Origin of the sequence: Endobacterium panacihumi (assembly GCF_050847465.1) — a bacterium.
GTDB lineage: Bacteria > Pseudomonadota > Alphaproteobacteria > Rhizobiales > Rhizobiaceae > Neorhizobium > Neorhizobium panacihumi.
Window position 1 is genome coordinate 328168 of sequence record NZ_JBOZRA010000004.1, and the last position, 19902, is coordinate 348069.

19 protein-coding genes and 1 pseudogene are annotated in these 19902 nt (G+C 59.6%); 11 read left to right on the top strand and 9 right to left on the bottom strand.

Annotated features, from left to right (window positions below; translation table 11 throughout):
- Positions 1–8: 8 nt before the first annotated feature.
- Positions 9–908 carry an AraC family transcriptional regulator gene (locus ACRQ1B_RS19520; RefSeq protein ID WP_432295654.1) on the bottom strand — a complete coding sequence of 300 codons (900 nt, stop codon included), beginning with the start codon at positions 906–908 and terminating at the stop codon, positions 9–11.
- 214 nt (positions 909–1122) lie between these two features.
- Here ACRQ1B_RS19520 and ACRQ1B_RS19525 point away from each other — a divergent pair, with 214 nt between their 5' ends.
- Entirely contained in the window at positions 1123–1863 is a 741-nt protein-coding gene (locus ACRQ1B_RS19525; RefSeq protein WP_432295655.1) for an SDR family NAD(P)-dependent oxidoreductase, read from the top strand.
- A 108-nt stretch (positions 1864–1971) separates the two neighbouring features.
- On the opposite strand, the gene ACRQ1B_RS19530 is transcribed toward ACRQ1B_RS19525, so the two are convergent.
- Positions 1972–2517, bottom strand: a complete 546-nt coding sequence (locus ACRQ1B_RS19530; RefSeq protein WP_432295656.1) for a TetR/AcrR family transcriptional regulator — start codon at positions 2515–2517, stop codon at positions 1972–1974.
- A gap of 167 nt (positions 2518–2684) precedes the next feature.
- On the opposite strand from ACRQ1B_RS19530, the gene ACRQ1B_RS19535 reads away from it, so the two are divergent.
- On the top strand, positions 2685–3692 hold the full coding sequence (locus ACRQ1B_RS19535; protein WP_432295657.1) for an NAD(P)-dependent oxidoreductase: 1008 nt from the start codon (positions 2685–2687) through the stop codon (positions 3690–3692).
- A gap of 228 nt (positions 3693–3920) precedes the next feature.
- Here the strand turns inward: ACRQ1B_RS19535 and ACRQ1B_RS19540 are convergent, their stop codons facing one another.
- From ACRQ1B_RS19540 to ACRQ1B_RS19550, 3 genes are all read right to left on the bottom strand, one after another.
- Positions 3921–5174, bottom strand: coding sequence for a DUF5996 family protein (locus ACRQ1B_RS19540; RefSeq protein WP_432295658.1), 1254 nt, complete (start codon positions 5172–5174; stop codon positions 3921–3923).
- Between the two features lie 143 nt (positions 5175–5317).
- The gene (locus ACRQ1B_RS19545) at positions 5318–6355 is read right to left on the bottom strand and encodes an LLM class flavin-dependent oxidoreductase (protein WP_432295659.1); all 1038 of its coding nucleotides are present in this window, start codon (positions 6353–6355) and stop codon (positions 5318–5320) included.
- 167 nt (positions 6356–6522) lie between these two features.
- Positions 6523–7182, bottom strand: a complete 660-nt coding sequence (locus tag ACRQ1B_RS19550) for an isochorismatase family protein (protein WP_432295660.1) — start codon at positions 7180–7182, stop codon at positions 6523–6525.
- 146 nt (positions 7183–7328) lie between these two features.
- Here ACRQ1B_RS19550 and ACRQ1B_RS19555 point away from each other — a divergent pair, with 146 nt between their 5' ends.
- Positions 7329–8204, top strand: coding sequence for a LysR family transcriptional regulator (locus ACRQ1B_RS19555; RefSeq protein ID WP_432295805.1), 876 nt, complete (start codon positions 7329–7331; stop codon positions 8202–8204).
- A gap of 271 nt (positions 8205–8475) precedes the next feature.
- On the opposite strand, the gene ACRQ1B_RS19560 is transcribed toward ACRQ1B_RS19555, so the two are convergent.
- Positions 8476–9483 (bottom strand): homoserine dehydrogenase, encoded by a 1008-nt coding sequence (locus tag ACRQ1B_RS19560; protein WP_432295662.1) that lies wholly within the window; start codon positions 9481–9483, stop codon positions 8476–8478.
- 392 nt (positions 9484–9875) lie between these two features.
- On the opposite strand from ACRQ1B_RS19560, the gene alaE reads away from it, so the two are divergent.
- Positions 9876–10340, top strand: a complete 465-nt coding sequence (gene alaE / locus ACRQ1B_RS19565; protein ID WP_432295663.1) for an L-alanine exporter AlaE — start codon at positions 9876–9878, stop codon at positions 10338–10340.
- Between the two features lie 49 nt (positions 10341–10389).
- Here alaE and ACRQ1B_RS19570 read toward each other — a convergent pair.
- Positions 10390–10620, bottom strand: a pseudogene (locus ACRQ1B_RS19570) (beta-barrel domain-containing protein); the annotation flags it as partial.
- A 240-nt stretch (positions 10621–10860) separates the two neighbouring features.
- Here ACRQ1B_RS19570 and ACRQ1B_RS19575 point away from each other — a divergent pair.
- From ACRQ1B_RS19575 to ACRQ1B_RS19595, 5 genes are all read left to right on the top strand, one after another.
- A complete protein-coding gene (locus ACRQ1B_RS19575) occupies positions 10861–11733 on the top strand; it encodes a MurR/RpiR family transcriptional regulator (protein WP_432295664.1) in 873 nt (290 codons plus the stop codon).
- Positions 11734–11815: 82 nt separating this feature from the next.
- Positions 11816–12928: an ABC transporter substrate-binding protein gene (locus tag ACRQ1B_RS19580; RefSeq protein ID WP_432295665.1), complete on the top strand. Its 1113-nt coding sequence runs from the start codon at positions 11816–11818 to the stop codon at positions 12926–12928.
- A gap of 208 nt (positions 12929–13136) precedes the next feature.
- The gene (locus ACRQ1B_RS19585; RefSeq protein ID WP_432295666.1) at positions 13137–14864 is read left to right on the top strand and encodes an ABC transporter permease; all 1728 of its coding nucleotides are present in this window, start codon (positions 13137–13139) and stop codon (positions 14862–14864) included.
- 9 nt (positions 14865–14873) lie between these two features.
- Positions 14874–15914 (top strand): ABC transporter ATP-binding protein, encoded by a 1041-nt coding sequence (locus ACRQ1B_RS19590; protein WP_432295667.1) that lies wholly within the window; start codon positions 14874–14876, stop codon positions 15912–15914.
- On the top strand, positions 15911–16510 hold the full coding sequence (locus tag ACRQ1B_RS19595; protein ID WP_432295669.1) for a histidine phosphatase family protein: 600 nt from the start codon (positions 15911–15913) through the stop codon (positions 16508–16510). Before ACRQ1B_RS19590 ends, ACRQ1B_RS19595 begins: the two co-directional genes overlap by 4 nt.
- A 71-nt stretch (positions 16511–16581) precedes the next feature.
- Here ACRQ1B_RS19595 and ACRQ1B_RS19600 read toward each other — a convergent pair whose 3' ends face one another.
- Positions 16582–17475 (bottom strand): SDR family oxidoreductase, encoded by an 894-nt coding sequence (locus ACRQ1B_RS19600; RefSeq protein ID WP_432295670.1) that lies wholly within the window; start codon positions 17473–17475, stop codon positions 16582–16584.
- A 159-nt stretch (positions 17476–17634) separates the two neighbouring features.
- Here ACRQ1B_RS19600 and ACRQ1B_RS19605 point away from each other — a divergent pair, with 159 nt between their 5' ends.
- Positions 17635–17931 (top strand): PRC-barrel domain-containing protein, encoded by a 297-nt coding sequence (locus ACRQ1B_RS19605; protein WP_432295671.1) that lies wholly within the window; start codon positions 17635–17637, stop codon positions 17929–17931.
- 61 nt (positions 17932–17992) lie between these two features.
- On the opposite strand, the gene ACRQ1B_RS19610 is transcribed toward ACRQ1B_RS19605, so the two are convergent.
- Complete coding sequence (locus ACRQ1B_RS19610) at positions 17993–18601, bottom strand: DedA family protein (protein WP_432295672.1); 609 nt, start codon at positions 18599–18601, stop codon at positions 17993–17995.
- Positions 18602–19032: 431 nt separating this feature from the next.
- Here ACRQ1B_RS19610 and ACRQ1B_RS19615 point away from each other — a divergent pair, with 431 nt between their 5' ends.
- Positions 19033–19860, top strand: coding sequence for a DUF1206 domain-containing protein (locus tag ACRQ1B_RS19615; protein ID WP_432295673.1), 828 nt, complete (start codon positions 19033–19035; stop codon positions 19858–19860).
- Positions 19861–19902: the final 42 nt, after the last annotated feature.

Sequence of the window (19902 nt, forward strand, 5' to 3'; positions counted from 1 at the left end):
AGAACCAATCAGCGTTGCAGATCGGTGATTGGCGGGTTGCCGAACATGCTCTTGTATTCCCGGCTGAATTGCGACGGACTTTGGTATCCGACCTCATAGGCCACCCGAGATACGTTCGCATTGCCGGCAGCCAGGCGTTTTCGGGCTTCAAGCAAGCGCATGTTCCGTTGAAACGCCAATGGGCTGTATCCCGTGACAGCCTTGAAATGCCGGTAGAACGATGTGGCGCTCATGCCCGCGGATGCCGCCAGTTCTGAAATTGCGACGGGTTTGCTGTTATTGGTTCCGAGCCAGTCTGCCGCCGCCTTGATGCTCAGCACACGATCGTCGCGCTGACCGACCTGACGGAGCGTATCGCTCATCGGACCTTGCAGGAGCCGGTAATAAAGTTCGCTCTCATAGTGAGGCGCAAGCATGCCAACATCATCTGGCGTATTCAGGAGCCCTACCAGTCGGCCAAATGCTTCGCCGACTGAACCGTCAATCTGTCCTGCTGCAACCGCGTATGTCCAGCGATGTTCACGCCTCGGCATATCGAGCATGACGCGGCTCAGCCTGTCGATATCAAGGTGCAGGCTGATCCCGACATAGGGAAGATCGGCCGTCGCATCGATCAATTGGTGACTGTAAGGCAGACCGAACGATGAGGTCGCACAGGCGCCGGCGATGAGTTCGAACCGATTTGCGCCCATCGTCAGCACTTTGGTGCCGCGCAAGACGGCATAGAACATCGGTTCGAATACCGCCGAGACAGGTTGCGTCACACTTGTGCTCGACCATACGGTCAAACGCTCGACAGGTGTGGTCCGCCCCACCGGCCCCGGTAGCCTCGCGAGATAGGGGGCAACATCGTCAAGCAGACGACGCGTTATGGTCCCATCGTCAGACATGAGCGACGATACGTCCATTTGGCAGGATCAGGCAAGCCTATGACATGATCGGTAATGTCGTACCGGACTCGTTGACCTATCTCCAAGCCACAAGGCAGACGCGAAACGATGAGTGGTGAGGGGTCGTTGTCGAGCGGCACCAAACGGAATGACCCCACGACGACCGCACCCCTCGAGATTTTGCGCGTTTTGGGTGCTGCTTGAACCAGCAATGTCAAAAAGAGGAAAACCGATGATTGAACTCAATGGAAAACGTGCATTGGTAACAGGAGGCTCGCGCGGTATCGGCGCGGCGATCGCCCGGGCGTTGGCCGAAAGCGGTGCAGACGTGGCCATCACCTATCAGCGATCGACAGAGAAAGCTGAGGCGGTGATCAAATCCATCGAAAACGCCGGCCGACGAGCCATTGCCATTCAGGCCGATAGCGCCAACCCGGATGATATCACGCGCGCGGTGACTGAAGCCGTATCGGCTCTTGGCGGGCTCGACATCCTCATCAACAGTGCGGCCATCGGACATAGCGGGACGATTGCCGATCTCGAGCTGGAGGACTATCAGGCCGTGATGGACATCAACGTGCGGGCGCCGGCGCTCTTTGCAAAGGCTGTCATTCCGCACCTGACGGCGGGCGGACGTATCGTCACCGTCGGTTCTGGTTTGGGAGAGCGCGTGCCGTTTCCGGGAGTAACGCTCTATTCGATGTCCAAATCGGCTCTCGCATCCTTCACCCGCGGCCTGTCACGCGAACTAGGCCCGAAGGGCATTACGGTCAATCTTGTTCAGCCGGGTCCTACCGATACGGATTCCAATCCGGCCAACGGCGCGGCGGCCGATGTCCAGAAAGGGCTGACGTCTTTGGGACGTTATGGCGAGCCGCGTGAAATTGCCAATGCCGTGGTTTTTCTTGCCAGCCCCGCCGCAAGCATCATCACAGGCGCGATCCTCAATGCCGACGGTGGCGCACTCGCCTGATGTGCCGGGAGATCGCGTAACGGGTCATCGTCAGCGGCGCCGGAACCAAACAAGGCGCCGTTCTCCCTTCGCGCAAAAGCGTGGAAAATCCTTACCTGGATGCGGCTGTCAGGACGCCGTCGCTCCGAGCACGGCCCCGCCGACCATACTCCTCAGCGTGGCGATAGCTTCACTTTCGCTGCAATCGCCACGCAACCGTGCCGCGGCGAGTGCTTCACCGGCACCAACCAGACCGATGCAGCACCTTTTCAATTCGTTCTGCCCCAATTTGCTGTGCGGCGCCAATACGGCGACGAACATCGCGACACTGTTCGCCAGCAATTCCTGGAAAACGGCTGCCTTTTCTTCACTGCCGGCCAGCGCCGCCCCAACGGCATGAAATTCGCCGTCTATGTCGGCGGCGCATTGAATATAGGCTGCGGCGAGAAGAGCGGCAGCTTCCTCGGCACCGCACGTGCTACCTGCCATGGCCTCGCGGAAGGCATTGACCTTTTCGGTGTCGATCCAACGATACAGAGCGATGAGAAGCTCGGATCTCGTCTCGAAATGATCGTAGGCAACCGGCTTGGACACACCGGCGCGGACGGCAAGATGTCCAAGCGTCAACCTGTCTGCCCCTTCCTCGCGAACGATCCGCATCGCGGTATCGAGCAACTGCCGACGCCGATCGGCTTTGGACAGCCTTCTGCCTGCCCTACCCTGGTCCGTGATGTCTCTATTCCGATCCAATAGCGTAACCCTGTTGTCAAACCTACCAAAAGTAGGCTACAAATCCCTTTCCTACTAATGGTAACTTAATGACGAATAGAAGGAAAGAACCCTTGTCTTTAAATCCTATTCTCATGATGGGCGGCTCCGGTGCGATTGGACGCCTTACCGGCCAGTATCTTCGGAACCTGCATCCCGACCTGCCTTTGCTGATCGGCGGCCGCGACCTTGCCAAGGCGCAAAAGGTTGCCGATGAACTTGGCAAAGCTGAGGCCGTCGCGCTGGATCCGAGCGCCGACGATCTCGGTTTGGGCGGCCGCGAGGTCGGCGCCGTCGCAGTCTTTTACGCCGACGACCGTTTGGCCGGTCTCCGGTTTGCCAATGCGCGCGCCGTGCCTCACCTGAATATCTCATCCGGCGTGTTCGAGATCGCCCCGGAGATTGCGACGTTCATGCACAGACCGGATGCAGGGGCGGTCGTTCTTGGTTATGAGTGGCTTGTGGGTGCCACAACGGTCGCGACATTGGAGATCGCCAAGGGTTTCGGCCACCTCGACAGGATCAAGATCGGAGCGCTGGTGGATGAGGAAGATGGCGGTGGCCCCGCTGTCGCCGACGATTTCGAACGCTTGTCCAGATTGATGCCAGCCGCGCTCACACGCCGCGACAGTGCCTACATCTGGCGTGAAGGCGATGATAACAAGGCGCTGTTTCATGCGATTGACGGCACCGAAATCACGGCGTCCGGCTTCTCGTCGATCGACGTCGTTGGGCTGGCAACGGCCACAGGCGCGAAGGATGTACAGTTCGATCTCGCCAACGGTATCAGTTCGACACGACGTCGTGGCGAACCGAAATCGACTGAGATCATTATCGAACTGTCCGGCACGGATCACGATGGCCAGACACTCCGAACGCGACATGCGGTCTTTCACCCTGGAGGAGCGGCACCTCTGACAGCAATCGGCGTGACGATGATCCTTGAACGCCTGACCGGACTTGATGGGCAAGAGCCCACCCCACCGGGTCTGTATTTCCCATATCAGCTGCTGGATTCAGGGACATATTTGCATCGCTTGGAAGCGGCTGGCGGAAGCCTGTCCGCGCTGGACCTTTTGTAATCCATCGGCGGCTGTGCCTGTTTGGCTATGGAGACCATCATGACAGGCGTGATGCGCGGCGGCGCAAACCATATTCGCCGCCGCTCACAGTCCGAACAACCTGCTCGCTAGTTGCCAGCCAGGCGTGACACCGAGCCACGACTTCATTCAGTGAACTCGCGATCGCTCTGCCGCACAATTTCGATCCTTCCATGCGTGCCGGAGCAAAAAGCTTGCTCGGCCTCACAGTCATTTGCGAAGAACATCCTGCCATTCCGGATGACGATCGATCTGGGCCTTCGCGAAAGGGCAGAGCGGCATGATTGCGATCCCATCACGTCTTGCGTCCTCCACGGCCTGGCGCACCATGCGCTCGCCGATCTTTCGTCCACGCAGGGCTGTCGGTACATCCGTGTGATCGATGATGATCAGCCCCTTGCCCGCCCGACTGTAGGTCATTTCGGCCTCGACGCCATCAACAACGATCCAGTAACGCCCTTTCGACGCGCCATCGTCCCGTTCCACCTTTTCACCCTCTGTGGTGGCGGCATCTGCGGTCGATTTTTCGGCGTTCTGCCGGCGCACTTGACCCGGCTTGCCATGCGCGCAATCCAGCATATCGCGATCCCACATCGCAAGATCGGCGGCGGCTTCGTAGGTCGTCATCAGAAATGCCAACAGCGCTTTGTCAGGATCGGCGGCCGACTGTACAGCGTCATATGGCAGGATGAACTCCGAGAGACCGTCATGCCAGAATGCGGCATCGGGCTGGACGGCCGCATTGCGAAAGCCGTTTGGGGCCGGATAGGCGTAAGCGTAGAAGGCGGGGTAATCCAACCCGCCGCCACCCGGCCAGAACCCTGCCGAGGAAACCTCTCGATCGTAAGCTTCCTGGGCAATGTCATCCGGCAAGGCCGGAATGCCGCCTGCATGAAGCGGTGCTTGCCGCCCCGAAAATCGTGTCACGGCGAGATCGAAACTCCCCCAGAACAAATGAACCGGACTGGATTTCCCGAGAAACGAAGTCCTGAATGTCTTGAAGACACGGTCTATCGCCATCAAGGCCTGATGGAAGCGCTGCACGGCATCACGATCGTACAGGCGATCGCGGTTGTCTTCCTGAAACGGCACGGGATCCGGGACTTCGTTCGGGAGCCCGTTAAATGTCGGATCGCCGCCGAGATCGCCCACCAGCTGAACGAAATCGGCGTGGAACCGCGCGACCGTGGAGGATCCAAGCCCAAACGAAGCGGTGCGTCCGTCACCGCTCGTCCCGGTGACCCGATGCTCATGAAAGTCGAAGAGGATTTCTATCCCGGATGCATCCGGGACAGCCGAGGTGGTGAGGCCACGAGGTGTGACATAAAAGGTCGCATTCCAGGAGTGATTGAGCCATGGCGTATGAGCCAGCCGATACTTGCCCACGATCTGCAGGTAGAGATGCAGGGCGGAACACGTATCGCGCCAGCTGAGATAGTCGAGACTGGGCCATCGATTGTTCATCTTGCTTCCTCCATATGGTGCTTGCACAGAATGGGCACCTTGCCGTTGGCAGGCTTCGATCGCATCTCCGCGATCACCTCCTTTGCCAGGTCTCGGCGCGGTATCCGCTTTTCGTCTTCTCCGCTTTTCCTCAAGGCTGGAGATTACACCAGTCTCGCGGCTCTGACGATTGGCGCTACCTCGGTGCCCAGAAGCTCTATTGATTTTTTCATCGCCGCAGCGTCGAGAGACGCCGTGCTCATCTGAAAGGTGATGCGGGAAATGCCGCCAAGTGCTTCGCTGGCCTGCAACAGCTTGGCTGCCACCGTATCCGGCGCGCCGACAAGGAACGCGCCCTCAGGGCCTGCCAGTGTTTCGAATTGCTGGCGCGTGGGCGAAGACCGCCCGCGCTCACGACCAATTTTTGTCGTCAAATGGGCCCAGCCAGGAAAAAAGGCGTCTCTGGCGCCCATGTCGGTTTCGCCGATAAAGCCCATGGCGTGGACACCGACCTTGAGCATATCCGGATCGTGTCCTGCTCGATTGCCCGCTTCACGATAAAGATCGACAAGCGGTCGAAAACGCTCAAAACTTCCGCCGATGATCGCCACCATGAGCGGAAGCCCGAGTGCGCCGGCCCGCGCGAAGGATTGCGGCGTACCACCGACGCCGATCCATACCGGAAGCCGCAGTTGATGGGGCCGCGGGAAAACACCTTGCCCCTCGAGCGGCGCACGGAACCGCCCCTCCCATGTGACATTCGTGGTTTCCCCAAGCGCAAGCAAGAGATCGAGTTTTTCCGCAAACAAATCGTCATAATCGCGGGTATCGAGGCCGAACAGCGGGTATGCCTCGACGAAGGACCCACGACCGACGACGATTTCTGCGCGCCCGTTAGAGATCAGATCGAGTGTTGAAAATTCCTGAAAGACCCGCACGGGGTCGGCGGCGCTCAGAACGGTCACCGCACTCGTCAGCCGGATTCGGCTGGTCCGTGCGGCAGCTGCGGCCAAAATGACGGCAGGAGCGGAATCCAGAAACTCCCCACGGTGATGTTCGCCGATGCCGAAGACGTCCAGCCCGACACGATCCGCAACCTCGACCTCCTCAATGAGTTCCGCCATGCGAACGGTGGGCGACGGAAGCCGACCTGTTTCCGGGTCAGGAAGTATGGCTGCAAAACTATCGATACCGATTTCCATATAAATTCCTTGCAATCCGTTATTCAGGGTCGCGGCGCGAGCCGTGCCACGGCAATCCCCCTGCCTGAGATAGATCAAAAGGCAATGCGCGGAGGGACGACGCGGATGACGGGACCGTGCGAGTTTCGCGACCAGCGCCTCGTTATCCTCATCGTCCCACCCAGGTTTTAGTGCCCGCCCTTTGTTGTCGGGATCGGCGTGTTGAGCAATTGTTGCTCCCAAAGATAGGCGATGCCGCTGCCAGCCATGTGCGAAATGAGAACCTCGGTCAGTTCTTCGACATGCTCTGTGCGTGCCCAATCCCGCTGCCACTCACCAGCAAGCGCCATCCAGGTCATCATGTTGACGCCAGCCGCGATCATGCGCTGGATGGCAACTTCGTGAGACTCGGTGGAACTGCCGCCTGACGCATCGGTGATGACTGTTACGTCCCAGCCTTCGCCGGCAGCCTGAATGGCCGGCATCGCGACGCAGACTTCCGTCCACAGGCCAGCGATGATCAGTTGCTTGCGACCGGTCGCTTTGACGAGGTCCACAACCTTCTTGTCCTCCCAGGTATTTACCCAGGTGCGGTCGATCACTTCCTGCCCCGGAAAAACATCCGTGATTTGCTTGAAGATCTTGCCACCGCGATCCGCGATAACGCTGGTAAGGATTGTCGGGACATTGAACGCTTTTGCCAGCTTCGCAAGCGCGGTTGCGTTGTTGACCGCTGCCTGAGGATCGTGGCTATTGACGTTTGCCAGCTGATAAGCCTGATGATCGATCAATACGAGTACGGAATCTTCGGGACGAAGGAGAGAATTAAGGCCGTTACGAAAAGTCATGGAATACATCCTATGTTGGCGGTTCGTTGAGGCACGTTGCATGGATGCCCTCAACGGAGAGACATCCGCGACAAACTTGTCATTCTCCTCCGCAACCCGGTAGTCGCCGCACGTGGAAAGCTGTGTTGCAAAACAAGGAACGCGCTTTGGAACTCGAGGATCTGAAAATATTTGTCGAAGTCGCCGATGCGGGCGGCGTATCGTCTGCGGCGCTACGACTGGGCATCTCCAAGTCGATGGTCAGCCGGAGGATCACGAGGCTGGAGGATGAACTCGGCGCACAGCTGCTTGCAAGGACGACCCGCGGTAGCGCACTGACAGAAGCGGGGGCGACATTCCGGGATTACGCAGCCAGGATTTCCTCCGAACTGGATGTGGCGCGCGAAACGATCCTGCCGGCCGGTGAGCTTCGAGGCCGCATGCGCGTGGCAGTGCCTCTGTCGTTTGGTCCGACGCATTTTGCGCCGGTCCTGTCACAGATGGCGCGCAGACACCCGCAGCTCCAAATCCATTCCGCCTATACCGATCGCTTCGTTGATCTCGTCGGGGAAGGATTCGATTGCGCTATTCGCGTGGGGCATCTGCAGGACTCCAACCTCATCGCCAGACGTATCGGCCCGATCTTCGGTAAGTTGGTTGCGAGCCCCGCCTATATCGAAGCGCATGGCGCACCCTCAACACCGGATGAGATTGCCGATCACCAAGCCGTCATGCGCGAAGGCGAAATGTGGCAATTCACGGATGGCGACAAGGTTGTCACGCTGCGTCCACAGGGTCGTTTTATAGCGGATAACGGTATATCGCTCGTTGCCGCTGCGCTGGAGGGGATCGGGCTCGCCTATCTGCCGGAACTGCTCGTCACGGATCACATCCGCTCGGGTGCGCTGGTGCCGATCATGACGCGCCACCCCATCCCCCCGGCTGCCATCTTCGTCGTGAGGCCCCCCAGCCCATACCCCTCGCGAAAAGTGAGGATCCTCACCGAGATGCTGATCGACTGTTTTGGAAGCCCATCCAGCTAGAGCAGTTCATCGTTAAATGGAAACAGTTCTGCCGGAGCAGGTTTTCGTCGGGGCAGAGGCGATTGGCGAAGGGCATACCCGAAGGTACGGTCGAGCCGATCGCGGCTGATCCCGGCGGAAAGATGCCCGGCCCCTTCGGGGTTGGCTGAAACGGGCCGCTTGGTCGTCTGGCCGGCTTGGCCGTATGCTTTGGCTACGACACGCGCCTGCCGGACGACCATCCGACTCCGTTTGAGCCAACAGAACTGGTTCCATTCAACAATGAACCGCTCTAGAGCGGCTGGGCGATCCGGGTCATCAGGATGTGCTCCAGATCCTTCAACGCGGCGGCAGCGGTGGCAAGCGGCTCCTCGCCCGCCCCGATCGCGATCGTCTCTCCCATCGCGTCGGTCGTGATCCGGATGGCTTTTTGCTTGCCGCGAACACTGGCGAACGTGTCGGACAAAGGATAGGCTCTGACACCGACCCTCGCATCGAAGCCGCCGTTTATGCGCGTGAGACTGCCGACAAGTTTCGGCACAAGCCCCTGCTCACGCCAGGTTTCGATCTGGTTCCTGGACAAGGATTGGATGCCCTCGACGTTCAGGTCATCCATCATCAGCTCCGCACCCAGGCCGAAATTGGCGAGCAGGATGAGCTTGCAGGCCGTATCCCAGCCTTCGGTATCGTTGCGTGGATCGGCTTCGGCGAAGCCGCCCTGTTGCGCCTCGCGCAACGCCGCCTCGAAACCGATCCCGCGGCTTGTCATGGCGTCGAGAAGATAATTGGTGGTGGCATTCAGGATGCCTTCGATCTCCAGCACTTCACAGCCCTTCAGGCTGTGATCGACAAGATCGATCGTCGGCAGGGCGGCGGCAGCGGCGCCGCTGATTTTCAGAATGGCGCCGGATGCCCGAGCAAGTTCCTTCAACGGCTTGCCGCTATGGACCAGCGCACCTTTCGATATGACGATCGTGTCGTGCCCCGCCGACAAGGACGAACGAATGTAGGCAAGCCCCGGCCCGCCGGTACGAAAATCACTCGGGCCGGCCTCGATGACGATCTCGGCCCCGCTGGCGGCGATGAAATCCGGCCCCGACAGGCCTTCCTCGAGCCTGTCAAACCGATCCATCTCAAGCCCATCAGGCGCCACCAGGCCGGAGCGTGATCCGCAGACCGCAACGAGGCGGACATCCGCATTGTAGACGTCGCGATAGCGCTTGCGCCGGGACAGCAGGAGTTTTGCAGTCGCCCGTCCAACGCCCCCGAAACCTGCGATGGCAATCTTGTATATCCGCATAGCCAGCCAGCCCTTCGATTTGACGTTCTGCCTGACCCGACAAGCGACTAACCGGAACCGGGTGAATGTGAAGCCTGTTGTGTCCCGACGTCTGCGCTTTTTGCACTTGCAGTATCAGGCACACAAGCTCTCTTTGACGATTGACCTGCCCTATCTTCAGTACCGATTTCGGCGAAGGCTGAAACTCTCGGCCGTTCATCAGGTTGATTCACCTATGTTACGAATCTGTATATCACAGCCGCAACGTCGATGGATGGCATCGGAATGGCGTAATTTATCAAGGCGTTTGCCATCGCCGACAAACGGTTCCAAAGCAAACCGGTCCGTCTCGTCAGTATGCGCCGGGCTTTTATCGATGCGCCTCGTTGGAGCGGCAACAATTGGAGAACACCATGGCCAACCAAGCAGAAAACGCCGCCCTCCGCAGACGATCTTTCATCGCCGACACACTGGCGCTGCTGCTGTTTTTCACGACAACGGGTATCATCAATGAGCGCATCATCGCCGGGATGAGTTGGGAGCAAGTCTTCAATGCGCGCCTTCTTGGTGCGGTTCTCATGGTGCCGGTTGCGCGCCCTTACGGCATCTGGCGTGACTGGCTGATGCAGCGCGCCACCGACACGCATCTGTCCCGTTTGTTTTGGGATAGCGTCGCTCTCATCACGTTCCAGGTGCCGATCTACGCAGCGATTATCGCCATCAGCGGCGCAGAAGGAAGCGGTTTACTGAGCGGTATTCTTGGTGCCGCGGTCATGATGCTGGTGCTTGGACGACCGTATGGTGCATTCCTCAACTGGGTCAGAGGGCTTTTCGGTCTTCCCAAGGGTGGGATGAAGCCGATGTCGTTGAATGTGTGAGCGTCTGCGCTTGGCCTCCTAATTGTTCCAACGGGCACCATACCGCTTATCACTCCTCGCGGAACGCCCGTGCGAGCTGATCCGACAAGGATTTGACGAGGTAGGAAAGCGCCGTGCGTTCACCGATCTGGATCATGGCCTCGGCCGGCACGCCTGGAACGAGCGCCAGCCCATGCAGCTTGTCGAGTTCCGGCTAAGACAGCGACATTCGTACCAGATAATAGGATTGCCCGGTTCTCTGGTCGGTGGTGAGATCGGCAGCAGACACGACACCGCCGACAGTGTGTACCGCCAACGGGTGAACGATGACCGCCGCAGGATTGCTGGTGAAACGATGTGGATGCCCGTGCCGGCGAGCATCTGTGCCAGCGCCTGCTGCGGCGCCATCTGCCCCTTGACGGCCGTCGTTCCAAGACAAGTTCAGCGCCATGCGGCTGTATCGGCAAACCAGCAGGATCGTGCTGTCGCAATTTTCCGCAAGTTCGATTAGGCAGATCATGACGATTTGGACGGATCACAAATGCCACACAAGAAGATTGTCGAAGACAAGAAACGAAAACTACTCGTGGAGCGCGTCCAGGCTGTGGCCGGCAGCCTGACCTCTACCGAGCAGAAGCTGATTTCCGAACTGATGCGGGCACCCCGTGAAGTGGCGATAGGCACGTCGAGCGAGTTTGCCGCCCGCCTGGGCGTGCATGAGGCAACAACGTCCCGCCTTGCCCGCAAGCTTGGTTTTGCCTCTTACGGAGAATTTCGCGACGAATTACGACGCGAATTTTTAAAGGTTGCCGATCCGGCCGAACGCATTTCCGCAACGCTCAACGATGCAAGAGCACAAGGTTTTCTGCCTTTGCTGGTGGCCAGCGAGTTGGCCGCGCTGACAGCCATGACAGACCACATCAGCGATGCGCGCATTCTCGACGCAGCGGAGAAACTGGATCGCCGCCGCGTGTTCATTTACGGCCACGGCAATGCAGAAGTCCTGTCCGTGCTGATGGAACGGCGGCTGCGGCGGCTCGGCATCGACAGCCATCCGCTTTCCGGCAGTCCGCGCGATCTGGCCGAACAGATGCTGACGCTCTCAGCCGACGACGCGCTTCTCCTCTTCGCCTTCCGCCGCCAGCCTCCGGATTATGAACGACTGATGCAGGTGGCGGCCGAGGCGACAGCAAAGACCGTGGTGATTTCCGGTACGATCGGCCCGTCGCTCAGCCCAAGCCCCGACGTACTGCTGTCTGCGCCTCGCGCCGGCATGCCGGACAGCTTTCAGACCCTGACCGTGCCGATGGCGATCTGCAACGCCATCATTCTGGCGTTGGCGGAGCGAAGAGGCCCGGATGCGCTCGCCACGCTCGACCGGCTGGGCGACCTGATTGCAAAATTCGAACGCTGACCTGCAAGAAAACTTGCACGTCACAAAACTGTAGCAAGAATACCTTACACGGCACTCCGAACCCATCAACGGAGCCACTCCCATGCGCCGCATCCTGACTGCTACCGCTGCATTTCTGATGACCACCGCCGCCTTTGCGCAAGACCTTGACACCAAGTCTGCCGCCGACCTGCTGCCGCAGGCAAAACAGGAAGGCAAGGTAACGGTTTATGCCTTCACCAGCCGTATCGGCCGCGTCGAAAAGGCTTTTGAAGCCGCCTATCCGGGCATCGACATGGTGACCTTCGACATGTCGTCGACCGAACAGATCGCACGCATCAAGAGCGAGGCGCAGGCCGGTCTTCCGGGTGCCGACGTGATCTACATTTCCGATGCTCCGGTGGTGTTGACCGAACTTTTTGCCAACAAGCTGGTCGCACCTTACGTGCCGCCGCGTGTTGCCGGTGATCTTGCAGACCAGTTCAAGTCGCCGCTTCTGGCCCAGCGCCTGTCCACCAAGGTTCTGATGTATAACGAGGAAGCCCATCCAGACGGCTCGCCGGTGAAGAACCTCTGGGATCTGACCAAGCCGGAATGGAAAGGCCGCGTCATCATGGTCGATCCGCTGCAGCGCGGCGATTATCTCGACCTGATGACCGAGATCGTGCTGAAATCCGACGAGATGGCGACGGCCTACGAAGCCGCCTTCGGCAAGAAGATCGAACTGACCGACGGCAACGACAATGCCGGTCAGCAGTTCATCACCGACCTGTTCGCCAATGACCTCGTTCTGGTCGGCTCGACCGACGATGTGAACAAGGCGATCGGCGCCAAAGGCCAGGAAAAGCCGCCGATCGGCTTCACCAGCTATTCCGACCGCCGCGACAACGAAGATGAAGGCTGGGCGCTGCAGGTGGCAAACGACGTGGCCCCTTCCAACGGCATCGTATTCCCGGCGCTGCTGGCGCTGAACCCCAAGCCGGCGAGCCCCGCCGCTGCCCGCCTCGCCGTCGATTTCATGATGGGCGATGAGACGGAAAACGGCGGTGACGGCTTCAAGCCCTTCTACGTGGCCGGCGACTGGGCCACCCGTTCCGACATCAAGCCGCACAAGGATGCGATCCCGCTTGCCGACTTCAAGGGCTGGCAGATGGCACCGGAAGAGACCGCAAAGATCCGCGCCGAAGTGGCGGATTTCATTCTCGCTCTGCAGTAAAACATTGTCAGTTGGCGAATGTCGGCATTGCCCCTCATTCGCCTGCCGCCACCTTCTCCCCGTCAAGACGGGGAGAAGGGATATACCTCACTGTCTTGCCTCAAAAAACTGACCATGCGTTAGCCACGTCCCCTCGCCCCGCCTGCGGGGAGAGGGTTAGGGTGAGGGGCCACCCCCAGGCACCGCCCGAACATTTCCGGAGTACCACATGACCACCCTGCTCGGGCCGATCGGTTCAGCACTCAACAAACGCGGCCTGACGCTCGCCATGGCGCTGGCACTCGTCGTGCTGGTTGCGGCGCCGCTTGCGACGATCCTTGTCCAGACTGTCTATCCATCCTCAGCGGCATGGGGCGATGTGCTGGCCAGCCGCCTTTCGCAGAACCTCTTCTGGCGGCCGACGATCAACACCATGATCATCGGGCTTGGCGTCGCCGCCGGCTGTGTGCTGCTGGGCGGGTTTCTGGCGTGGCTGGTTGTCATGACCGATATTCCCGGCCGACCGGCCATCGCCTTCATGGCCACCCTGCCCTTCATGATCCCGAGCTTTGCCACCGCACTGGCCTGGGGCACGGTGTTCCGCAACGGCCGCGTCGGCGGTGGCGGCGGCCTGCTCGAAGGCCTCGGTTTTGCCGTACCCGACTGGCTGTCCTGGGGCATGACGCCGACCATTATCGTGCTGATCGCCCACTATTATGCACTGGCCTTCACCGTGATTGCCGCAGCGCTCGCCACCGTCAACGGTGATCTTGTCGAAGCCGCGCAGATGACCGGTGCCTCACGCAAACGCATCCTGTTCGGCATCGTGCTGCCCGTCGTCACACCCGCCATCATTGCCGGTGGCTCGCTCGCCTTTGCCGGTGCCGTATCCAACTTTGCAGCCCCTGCCCTGCTTGGTCTGCCGGTACGCATGCAGACGCTCTCCACCCGGTTGTTCGGCATGATAGAGATCGGCCAGACGGAGCGTGGTTATGTGCTCGCGATCCTGCTGATCGGCATTTCGGCAATTTTCCTTGGGCTCGGCAACCGCATGCTCTCCGGCCGCCGCAGCTTTGCGACGATCGGCGGCAAGGGTGCAAAACCGCGCCGGTTTGCGCTTGGCGGCGCGCGCCTGCCGGCGACATTAGCCGCATGGGTGATCTGCCTCCTCACCACCATCCTGCCGATCCTGCTTCTGGTCGCGGCAAGTCTTGCCCCCTCCTCGCTCGCTCTGTTTTCCGACTGGACGCTGCATTATTGGATCGGCAATGCCGACCCGGCCTTTGCCCGTGGCCAGCCCGGCATCTTTCATAACCCTCAGCTTCTCTCGGCGCTGACGACGACGCTGATTTTGGGCGCATCCGTGGCACTGGCCGCCAACATTATCGGCATCCTGATTGCCGTTGCTCTTACGCGACAAAGAGTGCCGGTGCTGAGCAATCTCGTTTCGCAGCTCAGCTTCCTGCCGATGCTGCTGCCCGGCATCGCCTTCGCTGCGGCCTATATCGCCCTTTACGGCGCGCCGATCGGCCCCCTGCCGGCGCTTTACGGCACCAAACTGCTGCTGGCACTGGCACTGACCGCAGCCATGCTGCCGTTTGCGGTGCAGACCGGCCGCGCCACCGTCTCGCAGATTTCAGGCGATATCGACGAGGCGGCGAAGATGACCGGGGCCGGTTTCTTCCGCAGGCTCGGCGCCATCACCCTGCCGCTGGCGGCACGTGGCCTCGCCGCCGGCCTGCTGATCACCTTCGTCAATGTCATCGGCGATCTGGCGATCACCATCCTTCTCTACACGCCCACCTCACCGCTTCTGGCCGTACTGTCCTATTCCTACGCATCGGACGGTTTTCACCAGTTCGCCAATGCGGTGACGCTCGTCATCCTGATCATTTCCATGTTGGCCACCGGCGCCGCCACGCTTTTACGCGGCCGTCGTCGCCAGTCCTTTACGTAAGGTCGCACCGTGATTTCCCTCGACAAGATCACAAAATCCTTCGGCACATCCAATGCCGTTTCCGATGTCAGCTTTTCCGTGCCGGAAGGTTCGTTCCTCGTGCTGCTCGGCCCGTCCGGCTGCGGCAAGAGCACGATGCTGCGCATGCTGGCCGGTCTCGACCAGCCGACATCAGGCAAAATGCAGTTCGGCGACACGCTGGTGGCCGATGGTGAGGCGGACCTTTCGCTGCCGCCTGCCGACCGTAACGCCGGCCTCGTTTTCCAATCCTATGCGCTGTGGCCGCACATGACAGTGGCCGGCAATATCGAATGGCCGCTGAAGGTCGCCAAACTTCCGGCCGACGAAAGACGCGCGCGCGTGCTGGAAGCCATGGAAATGCTCGGCATCGAAAAGCTTGCCAACCGTTATCCCGGCGAGATTTCCGGTGGCCAGCAGCAGCGCGTGGCGCTGGCTCGCATGATTGCCCCACGGCCGAAAGTCATGCTGTTCGATGAACCACTATCGAACCTCGACGCCACTTTGCGCGTGGAAATGCGTTTCGAACTGCTGAAGGTTCACGCCGCGACGGGCGCGACCGCCGTTTACGTCACCCACGATCAGGTGGAGGCCATGACCATGGCGACCCATGTGGCGGTGATGAACAATGGCCGCATCGAGCAGTTCGACGCGCCGGACCGGTTGCTGGCCGAACCGGCCTCTGCCTTTGTCGCCGGTTTTGTCGGCACGCCGGCCGCCAACCTCATCCCGATCGAAAACGGCATGTGGTTTGGCACCATGCCCGATCCACTGCTGCGCGATCATTCCGGTCACGCCATGGTGCGCGCCGAACAGATCACGCTCGCCGACGAGGATGGCCCGCGGACGTTCGACGCAGTTCTCGCCGAAGTCGTGCCGATGGCCGGCCGTTTTCTGGTGACCGGTATCGCCCATGGCATTCGCATCACCGCAGTCTCCGATCAGGTGGCTCGTCCCTCAGGCAAACTGCGCTTCCGCCTTCCATCCGCCCCGGCGGCAATTTTTGATAGACAGGGAACACGCATTTCATGAAACGCATCCTTCTGGTTCGCCATGGCGAAAGCGAATGGAACGCCATCCGCCGCCTGCAGGGACAGGCCGATATCGAGCTTTCCGAACACGGCAAGGAGCAGGCGCGCGCGCTCGCGCCAATGGTGGCGAGTTTCAAGCCCGGGCTTGTGCTGACCTCCGACCTCAAGCGAGCGGCCAACACCGCAAGCCTGCTTGGCTATGAGGACGCGGTGCGCGAACCGCTGTTGCGCGAACAAAATGTCGGGGCATGGACCGGCATGGAGATCGCCCAGTTGATGACGGATGCACCGAGCGCCTATGCCGGCTGGCGGGCCGGCACGTTTGCGCCGGAGAATGGTGAGATCTGGGCCGATTTTCGCGCCCGTATCCGCCAGGCGCTGGACCGGGCGATCACCGCCGAAGCCGAGACGGTACTGATGGTATGCCATGGTGGCGTCATTCGCGCAGCGCTTGATGGCGCTTTGGGGTTGGCACCGGCACGGATCATTCCGGTCGGGCCGGCGAGTTTGACCATTCTGGCCTTTCCGGCGGGTGAGGCACGGTTGGAGGTCTTTAATGCCACCACCTTTGCACCCGTCGTTGATGCGCCCGATTAAAAGACGCATCCGCGGACGCTCAGGCAGGAAAAAGTGACCGGCCAACGCAGATCGAAATGCGCCTTTTACGGTCAATCGACCCCTTTGCCGCCAGTCGCGCCAAAAACCTCGCCGTTCAGATAGCTTCCTTCCTGGGACGCCAGCAGGACGTAGAGGGGTGCGAGCTCGACTGGTTGGCCAGGCCTGCCAAAATCGCTGTCCTTCCCGAAGTTTTCAACTTTTTCGTCCGGTTGACCGCCGCTCGGCTGCAGCACCGTCCAGAAAGGACCCGGCGCCACCACATTGGCACGAACGCCCTTCTCTATGAGCTGTTTTGCCAACGCCTTGGTATAGGCGACAATGCCGGCTTTGGTCGTGGCGTAATCGAGGAGGATCGGGGATGGCTGGTAGGCCTGAATGGAAGCGGTGGTGATGACCGAAGCGCCCGGCGGCAGATGCGGCACGGCTGCCTGCGCAATCCAGTGCAAGGCGTAAAGATTGGTCTTCATGGTCGCGTCGAAATCGTCGGTCGACAATTGCGAAATGTCGTCGCGATACTGCTGGCGGGCCGCGTTGATGACGAGAATATCCAGACCACCTAATTTCTCGACCGCCAACGATACCAATTCACGGCACCAGGTTTCCTGTTTGACATCTCCTGGCAAAGCAATGCCCTTGCGCCCTTCAGCGGCGATCAGATTGATGACCTCACGGGCATCCTCCTCCTCTTCGGGAAGATAGGCGATGGCAACATCAGCCCCTTCCCGCGCAAACGCGATCGCCGCAGCACGACCAATACCGGAGTCCGCCCCCGTTATCAGCGCCTTGCGCCCCGTCAACCGTCCACTTCCTTTATAAGAATGCTCGCCGTGATCGGGTTTCGGCGACATCTCCCTGACAATTCCGGGCATTGCCTGTGGCTGAACCTCGAAAGGGGGAGATGGATATTGTGTTCTCGGATCCTGCATCTGCAAGCGGTCTGACATTAAAAGTCCTTTCCATTAAGTCGATGTGTAACTCGCGGAAAGGACCGGAGTTCCTGCCGGATAGTTCGCAAAAACGCTGCTGCGAGACGCATTCGCGCAGGAACAAAAGCGCGCATGGACGGTTCGCCTTTCACAACAAACGAAAAGGAGGACTACCCAATGGATCATACAAATCACGTTCGTCTCAGCACCGCAGAACTCGTCCCCGGTACACTCGAAGGCGCAACCATCTATGGCGCAGACGACCACAAGGTCGGCAAAGTCGACCATATTCATGGTGTCGGCGCCGGCAGTGCCGCGATTATTGACGTCGGCGGCTTTCTAGGGATCGGCGCAAAGCCGGTTGCTGTCCCGCTCACCGATCTCGAATTCATGCGCGATGAGGATGGCGATGTTCATGCGGTGACAAGCTGGACCAAGGACCAGTTGAAGCAGATGCCTGAACATCGGCACTGATACGACCCGCCTTCATGGAAGCCCGGCAAATTGCCGGGCTTTTTTAATCCTGCGAAACCGTTCAACCTTCCTCGGGTTCGTCCTTGTAGGTCATCACGCGGTAAACATAGATACCAACCAACAAGACCAACACGCCCGTCGAAACCGGATCGACGTAATCGGCAACCACACTATAGGCTTGACCCAAAACGTAACCGGAAATAGCGAGTGCAGACGTCCAGATAAGTGTTCCGACGAACGATAATGCGAGAAATCTCCCGACCGGCATGTTCGCAACCCCGGCCGGTACGGAAATCAATGTTCTCACCGTCGGGATCAGCCGCCCGAAAAGGACCGAGATTGCACCATGTCGTTTAAAACGGTCGGCAGCAGCATCCACATCGGACGCTGTCATGGTCAGCCAGCGGCCGTGGCGCGATGCGAATTTTCGCACCCCTTTATGGCCAAGACGGCGCCCAAGAAAATACCAGGGGAGAATTCCGAGCATGGAACCCATGGTGCCTGAGGCAATGACGACAAAGATGTTCATATCACCACGGGTTGCCAGATAGCCGGCAAGCGGCATGATGAGTTCGGAAGGAATTGGAGGAAAGATGTTTTCCAAGAACATCAAAAGCCCGATGCCAAAAGCTCCGAGCGTTTCCATCATCGCTTGAACCAGTCTTTCCATTGCCAACCTCGATTATCGCTGCGCAGGCAAACGCCCGAGATGTAAAAAAGTTACATCGACCCAGACGCTTACCGTAGAAAAGCAAACGCAGAAACGACCGTCACGAGGCTGGGAAGAAAACGCAAGCGCGTCCGGCACTCCCCTCCCTCGGCGGGGCGCCGAATGTTGATCCGCCTGGCGAAACCCACGTCAGCATTTGTGACCGCGCGATCCGCGATGAGATGGCAATTGGCCGGTTTGGCCGAATGCCAAAATGAGCGCGTGATGGCTAACTGGAGTCTGGAAGGACAATCGGTAAACGCGGACTCAGATGGCCGCCGAAAATACGTGCCGTGTAAGATACGTCATGACCTGAGAAAGGCTGCTGGTGTGACAACCTAACGAGCGTTGGTGCGTTATTGCAAAACACTCTTTGATCAGCGGAGCCCAATGTGCCCAGAAAACCTCGTTTCGAATGGCTGGCGAAAGCCGGTTACGCCGCCCGTGGCACCGTGTTTCTGTTGATTGCCGGCCTGGCTCTGTTCTCCGGCTTTGCTGGTGCGGAGCCGGAAAGCAAGTCGGCTCTGTCAACGCTGCTGGAACAACCATTCGGGCGTGTCTGGGTCGGCTTGATTGGGCTTGGGCTGTTCGGTTTCGTCGCATGGCGTTTAGCCCAGTCCCTCGCCGACAGCGACGGGCATGGAACGGATGGCAAGGCCGCTGTCATCCGGATTGCCATGCTCGGCAGCGCCATCACCTATTTCGGTCTGGCGAGTTATGCAATCGGCCATGCGGTGAACGCCGGCGGTGGCGACGCGGGGTCCGGCGAGCGCGGGCTTGCCGAATGGATCATGGCTCAGCCTTTCGGCTCCTATCTTGCTATCGCGGTTGGCATCGGCTTTGTCATTGGCGGAATGGTGACAGCAGCAAAGGGATTGATGCGCAAATTCGAGAAATACGTTCACATTCCCGACCGACACGGCATTCTGACAATGATCTGCATCTACGGACTTGCGGCCAGAGGTGTGGTTTTTGCGATCACTGGCATCCTTTTCACCTATGCGGGCTTTCGCGTGGACCCCGATCAGGCCGGCGGCATGTCGGATGCCTTGAACTGGCTGCGACAGTTGCCCTTTGGTTCGCTGATCTATGTCGTCATCGCAGCGGGCCTGGCGGCGTTCGGCGTGTATAATCTCATCGAGGCACGATACAGGGTTGTTCGCGGCCCCACAAAAAGTGACCTCAGCCGTTCGCTGCCCATGCGAAACAAGAGCTTCTAGCCCTGTTGCGTTCAAAGCTACCGGCGGACAGGCCGTCGCGCC

Bases quoted from the DNA above. Each gene is read 5' to 3' on its own strand.
- ACRQ1B_RS19520 (WP_432295654.1), bottom strand. From the start codon at position 908: ATGGACGTATCGTCGCTCATGTCTGACGATGGGACCATAACGCGTCGT.
- ACRQ1B_RS19525 (WP_432295655.1), top strand. From the start codon at position 1,123: ATGATTGAACTCAATGGAAAACGTGCATTGGTAACAGGAGGCTCGCGC.
- ACRQ1B_RS19540 (WP_432295658.1), bottom strand. From the start codon at position 5,174: ATGAACAATCGATGGCCCAGTCTCGACTATCTCAGCTGGCGCGATACG.
- ACRQ1B_RS19545 (WP_432295659.1), bottom strand. From the start codon at position 6,355: ATGGAAATCGGTATCGATAGTTTTGCAGCCATACTTCCTGACCCGGAA.
- ACRQ1B_RS19550 (WP_432295660.1), bottom strand. From the start codon at position 7,182: ATGACTTTTCGTAACGGCCTTAATTCTCTCCTTCGTCCCGAAGATTCC.
- ACRQ1B_RS19560 (WP_432295662.1), bottom strand. From the start codon at position 9,483: ATGCGGATATACAAGATTGCCATCGCAGGTTTCGGGGGCGTTGGACGG.
- alaE (WP_432295663.1), top strand. From the start codon at position 9,876: ATGGCCAACCAAGCAGAAAACGCCGCCCTCCGCAGACGATCTTTCATC.
- ACRQ1B_RS19575 (WP_432295664.1), top strand. From the start codon at position 10,861: ATGCCACACAAGAAGATTGTCGAAGACAAGAAACGAAAACTACTCGTG.
- ACRQ1B_RS19580 (WP_432295665.1), top strand. From the start codon at position 11,816: ATGCGCCGCATCCTGACTGCTACCGCTGCATTTCTGATGACCACCGCC.
- ACRQ1B_RS19585 (WP_432295666.1), top strand. From the start codon at position 13,137: ATGACCACCCTGCTCGGGCCGATCGGTTCAGCACTCAACAAACGCGGC.
- ACRQ1B_RS19595 (WP_432295669.1), top strand. From the start codon at position 15,911: ATGAAACGCATCCTTCTGGTTCGCCATGGCGAAAGCGAATGGAACGCC.
- ACRQ1B_RS19600 (WP_432295670.1), bottom strand. From the start codon at position 17,475: ATGTCAGACCGCTTGCAGATGCAGGATCCGAGAACACAATATCCATCT.
- ACRQ1B_RS19605 (WP_432295671.1), top strand. From the start codon at position 17,635: ATGGATCATACAAATCACGTTCGTCTCAGCACCGCAGAACTCGTCCCC.
- ACRQ1B_RS19610 (WP_432295672.1), bottom strand. From the start codon at position 18,601: ATGGAAAGACTGGTTCAAGCGATGATGGAAACGCTCGGAGCTTTTGGC.